General features: G+C 35.8%; 4 protein-coding genes and 2 tRNA genes. 4 read left to right on the top strand and 2 right to left on the bottom strand.

Annotation, left to right across the window (positions count from 1 at the left end):
- Nucleotides 1–89 precede the first annotated feature (89 nt).
- Both DM84_RS06170 and DM84_RS04755 read right to left on the bottom strand, forming a co-directional pair.
- Nucleotides 90–1,133, bottom strand: a complete 1,044-nt coding sequence (locus DM84_RS06170) for a Sir2 family NAD-dependent protein deacetylase (protein WP_250778736.1) — start codon at nucleotides 1,131–1,133, stop codon at nucleotides 90–92.
- Between the two features lie 581 nt (nucleotides 1,134–1,714).
- A tRNA-Gly gene (locus DM84_RS04755) sits at nucleotides 1,715–1,787 on the bottom strand.
- 141 nt (nucleotides 1,788–1,928) lie between these two features.
- Between DM84_RS04755 and DM84_RS04760 the strand changes: the two genes are divergently transcribed.
- The 4 genes from DM84_RS04760 to DM84_RS04775 all read left to right on the top strand — a co-directional run bounded on the left by DM84_RS04760 (nucleotide 1,929) and on the right by DM84_RS04775 (nucleotide 5,174).
- On the top strand, nucleotides 1,929–2,549 hold the full coding sequence (locus DM84_RS04760) for a ribonuclease D (protein WP_250778738.1): 621 nt from the start codon (nucleotides 1,929–1,931) through the stop codon (nucleotides 2,547–2,549).
- Nucleotides 2,550–2,658: 109 nt separating this feature from the next.
- Nucleotides 2,659–2,982: a thioredoxin gene (trxA, locus tag DM84_RS04765; protein ID WP_250778741.1), complete on the top strand. Its 324-nt coding sequence runs from the start codon at nucleotides 2,659–2,661 to the stop codon at nucleotides 2,980–2,982.
- Nucleotides 2,983–3,024: 42 nt separating this feature from the next.
- Nucleotides 3,025–3,098, top strand: a tRNA-Ile gene (locus DM84_RS04770).
- 159 nt (nucleotides 3,099–3,257) lie between these two features.
- Nucleotides 3,258–5,174, top strand: a complete 1,917-nt coding sequence (locus DM84_RS04775; RefSeq protein WP_250778743.1) for an ATP-dependent helicase — start codon at nucleotides 3,258–3,260, stop codon at nucleotides 5,172–5,174.
- Nucleotides 5,175–5,289: the final 115 nt, after the last annotated feature.

Genomic DNA, 5,289 nt, shown 5'->3' on the forward strand with positions numbered 1-5,289 from the left:
ATATATATATATTATATTAATAAATTAAAGCTGTCAACAATAAGTTATTCTCACTATTTGCACTCTGTAAAGTTTCTGTTCTCACGCAATCAAAGCCGAGATAAGTTCTCAAATAAATCAGGCAAAGTTTCTTGCAAATCACCAGCTACCAAAATATCATCATCTCCTAAGTAATTTGGTTGTACTAGGTTCATTGCAATTATCTTTCCTTTAGAATTATGTTTTTTATACAAAGCGAGAAACCCAACTATGTCACTATTGAGTCCGCAAGTAACAATAAAATCAATTTGCCTTAAGTGCTCTGGTTTGATATTATTCATCAACCAATTAAAATTCATTTTACCACTCGCGTTTCCCAAGGCCTCAATCCCTGAACGTTGGTGAAGTAAATCCACATTTTCAGTGAGTAGCTGCCAATTTTTAAGTAGAGCTATATTCTTCACTGAGTAATGAGCTGAAGTTGGCGTACTATAAAGACAAGCTTTGTAGAAATTGTCTATAATTTTTGAAAACTTTTCTGGTTCCTTGAGAATTTTATGTATAAGTGTAACAGCACCATCCTGTTTTAAGTTGCGGTCGAAAAAAGCTACTCCAAATTGTTTATTAAGCTCGGATACATCTGGCACTACTAGTGCTGATATTCCAGCACCAGTGTAGAAAACTACATTCTTGCCGTTGATGAGTTTAGCAATTTGTGGTACTGACATCCTATTTGGAGTTGCATTTTGTACGTATAAAGTTTGAGCAAAATGATAGGTATTGTTTGATCTTTTGCTACTTAACCTTTTGTCACTAACCACACAACCATATTCGTAATTTTTTTGTCCTTCTTTATCGCTGAGCAAGACGTTTTCTTGCCTTGTCAATTCCTTAATTAAATCATCACCATGAAAGGATAGTTGAAACCCTGATTTGCTGTTTCCAGAGTCTATACAAGAGTTCCAGCACCATTTTACATGCCATTTTCCCGGTTCTGTCTGAGCAAAACACATACTACTGACATGATTAGCTGGTACTCTGTTGATATCTTCTCCAGAAACTTTATGTGGGGCTTGTAGTAAAACATTCTCTGCATAACAGACATTTATGTTAAGAATTAGTAGAATTAAACATTTCTGCAGAAGATTATGCACCACCTATGCTATCTGATAACTTAACCTTCATTATAAACACTAAAAAAATAAGTCAACCCTGCTAATTAGGAGACTTTTGCAAAATTTTGAAAAGCCACGTTTGCATCAAAACTCAGTTTGCTATGATCTGACTATTTTCCTGCATAAAAGCAAAAGAAGCCCCGGTCAATATCTGTTTAAAAACATTGGCATCTTTTTAGCCTTAAACGCTGCAATTTAGCTGCTTTTAACCCGCAACTGACCTTAGCTTAATGTTTAAGAAATTTACTAAGCAAAAAAAAAGACAAAAGAAATCCCGTGGTAGAAGTTGCTCACTCTCTAATCCTGCAAATTGGCGTACTATACTGTCTTAAACGACTTATAAGCGCGTTTCAGCTTGTATAGGGAAAAACCTAGGAGTCTAGGTGAAATTAATAAAGACATAAGGTGCACATAGTGCAAAAAATTAAACATAAGACGCCAACCGTGATACTTTCGTCGTTTAATCTGCACAGATTGAAGCTAAATGAATAGCTCCAGTTTTATGATAAGAGTAACAGTGGAGGTTGCCAAGCAAATTTTTGAATGATTTTGGAAAAAAGAGCGGGAGAAGGGGTTCGAACCCTCGACCTCAACCTTGGCAAGGTTGCGTTCTACCAACTGAACTACTCCCGCAGTCTTTCACTTCTTAAATTATAGGCATATACAACGATTTGTAAACCCCATACATACTAAAATGTTAGGAGTTATCTATTATTTGTGTACTTAAAACTCACTTTCAATTATTATTAGTCTTTCAATATTCCACAAAGTCCTATGAGAATATTTGTACATAAAGATGACTTGCCGGCTAGTTTAATACCAGATAACGCAAGATCCATAGCTGTTGATACAGAGGCGATGGGGCTATTTCACGTTAGAGACAGATTGTGTCTTGTACAGCTCTCTTTTAACGACGGCAACGCTCACTTAGTTCAATTGAAAAGTGATTATGCAGCTCCAAATTTAAGAAAAATATTAGGGGATAAAAATATAACTAAAATATTTCACTTTGCACGGTTTGATGTCAGCATCATACGCTATTACTTGGAAACTTGGGCACTTCCATGTTATTGCACAAAAATAGCTTCACGTTTGGTTCGTACTTATACAGATAATCATAGCCTAAAGGAATTATGCCTAGAATTGCTTGATACTAAGTTAAATAAGCAGCAGCAATCCTCTGATTGGGGAAGCGATGATTTAACGGACAAGCAAAAAAGCTATGCTGCATCTGATGTTTTGTATCTCCATAAAATAAAGGAAAAGCTGGATTCTATGCTGGAACGTGAAAACAGAAAAGAATTAGCCCAAAAGTGCTTTGAATTTCTTCCTACTCGTGTTGAATTAGATTTAATGGGGTGGGAAAATGTGGACATCTTTAGTCATCAGATGTAATGGAAGTTATGCAAAATGCTTTAGACGATCTTTCAGGCTCTACAGTAAGAATTTAGTTGATTAGTTGCTGGTAAGTGCGCTATATTGTACAAATTTAGCTAGGTATTTTATGAGTGACGATATTACATCAATAAATGATCAAAATTTTAAGTCTGAGGTCACTGATTACAAGGGGTTTGTATTAGTGGACTTTTGGGCGGAGTGGTGTAGACCATGTAAAAGTCTAATGCCGCGCATTGAACAGTTAGCTAAAGATAAGAAGGGCAAAGTTAAGATCTGCAAGTTCAATATAGATGAAGGAACTGAAGTGCCGAGTAAATATGGAATTCAATCTATACCTACTTTGATCATATTTCAAGACGGCAAGGAAGTTGCACGCAAAATTGGTGCAATAAGTGACTTGTCAAGTTGGGTCGATAGCGAAATAAGCTAATAGACAAGTTTGTTTTTGTGTGTATTATAAATATTAATGAAGGGGATTGTAGCTCAGTTGGTTAGAGCAGTTCGCTCATAACGAATTGGTCGTAGGTTCGAGTCCTACCAATCCCACCGGTTTTAGTATATGCACGATATTTCCTTACATATCTAATTGTAAATCTCGGCCAATTGCTTCAGTGATTGTCACTGCCTAGATCACATTCAAAACAAAAACTTTACAGAGCACAAACAATAGGGTTAACTTATGTGACTATATTTGGTAGGGCTACAATGAGTGATTATCTCTCACTGCTAAATTCGGAACAACAATTGGCTGTAACTAACGTAGATGGGCCAGTTTTGATATTGGCCGGTGCTGGAACAGGAAAAACAAGAACAATTACCTCAAGAATAGCACATATAATTCGAAATGGCTACGCTAATTCCAATGAGATATTAGCAGTCACATTCACAAATAAAGCAGCAAATGAAATGGTATCAAGGGTACTTGAACTCACGGGCACAAATATACCATGGCTTGGCACTTTCCATGCAATTGCAGCAAGAATTTTACGTCGGCATGCTGAAATTGTAGGTTTAAAGTCTAATTTTACAATCATTGGCGTAGATGACCAATTACAGGTGATAAAAAATATTATTAACGATATAAGCCCGAATAATTTATCAGAAAAACATAAGACCATTATGAATATTATTCAGCAATGGAAAGAAAAGTGTTTACTGCCATCTGAAGTGGAAGAAACCCAATTATTTAGGCCAGTATATGTAACCGCATTAAAAGTCTATCACCAATATCAAGAGAGGTTAAAATTCCTTAACTCTGTCGATTTTGGTGATTTACTGCTATACAATATACAACTTTTCAACCAAAATACTGAAACTCTATTCCACTACCAAAACAAATTTAAATATATCATGGTAGATGAGTATCAAGATACAAATGCAATACAATATCTTTGGCTAAAATACCTTGCAAAAGAGCACTCAAATATTTGCTGTGTGGGAGACGATGATCAATCGATATATAGTTGGCGTGGTGCAGAAGTTGAGAACATTTTAAAATTTTCCGACGACTTTAAAGGTGCAAAAACCGTCAAACTGGAATGCAATTACAGATCAACATCCCATATACTTGCAACTGCATCACATGTTATCAATCACAATAAAACCCGCTTAGAAAAAAAATTGTGGACGACAAACATTAAAGGAGAGAAAGTAAATCTAATAAAACTATGGGATGGGAAAATCGAAGCGAGGTTCATAAGCGAGCAGATATTAAAGCTCAATAAATACAAATTCAGTGACATTGCAGTACTAGTGAGAGCTACTTTCCAAACTAGAGTTCTAGAAGAGTACTTTATAAAATACTCAATCCCTTATAAGATTGTAAGTGGTGTAAAATTCTACGAACGTCAAGAAGTTAGGGACATAATTGCATATTTAAGACTCGTTATAAACAATAATGATGACTTAGCTTTCGAGAGGATAGTAAATCGGCCAAAAAGAAGCATAGGGCCGACCACCATGAAAAAGATATATGCGGTTGCTCAAGACAACAGAATTTCTTTTTTTGAAGCGGCAAAAACATTGGTTGATAATAATCAAGTGGCTGAGAAAACCAAACTTTCACTAAATGGTTTTTTAAATAAAATCAAGACTTGGGAAGAAATAGTAAGTGTAAAGCAGCTAAACGAGCTTGTTAAAACTATAGCAAATCAATCAGGATATATTGAAATGCTTGAAAATGAAGAAGTGACAGGTTTAGCACGCATAGAGAATGTTAGAGAACTCATTTCATCTTTGAAAAATTTCGATAGTGCTACAACTTTCCTAGAGCACATAAGTCTAGTGATGGAAGTGGATAATATGAATAATGACAACACCGTGTATGTTATGACTCTTCATGCGGCCAAAGGACTTGAATTTCCATGTGTGTTTCTGCCTGGCTGGGAAGAGGGGCTATTTCCACATCAAAAATCTTTCGAGGACAGCAGTGGTAAAGCTTTGGAAGAAGAGAGAAGACTTGCATATGTTGGAATAACCAGAGCAAAAGAAAAGTTGATCATTTCATGCGCAGACAGAAGGGAAGTGAATAACCAGTGGCAGCCAATGTATGTCTCGCGATTCATTAAAGAACTACCAAGAGAAAATGTTAAGGTAATTAGAAGTGACGCTGTCTACTGTTGAAATAGGCATATAACAACTGTTTCCAATAGCAACAAAAAAAACTACTTGACAACCTTTGCCGTTACCCTTATTATAGTACTGAAGCTATTTGTTTAACTTCCCAATCTGTACAGGT

It is taken from the genome of Wolbachia pipientis (genome assembly GCF_023661085.1).
Classification (GTDB): domain Bacteria; phylum Pseudomonadota; class Alphaproteobacteria; order Rickettsiales; family Anaplasmataceae; genus Wolbachia.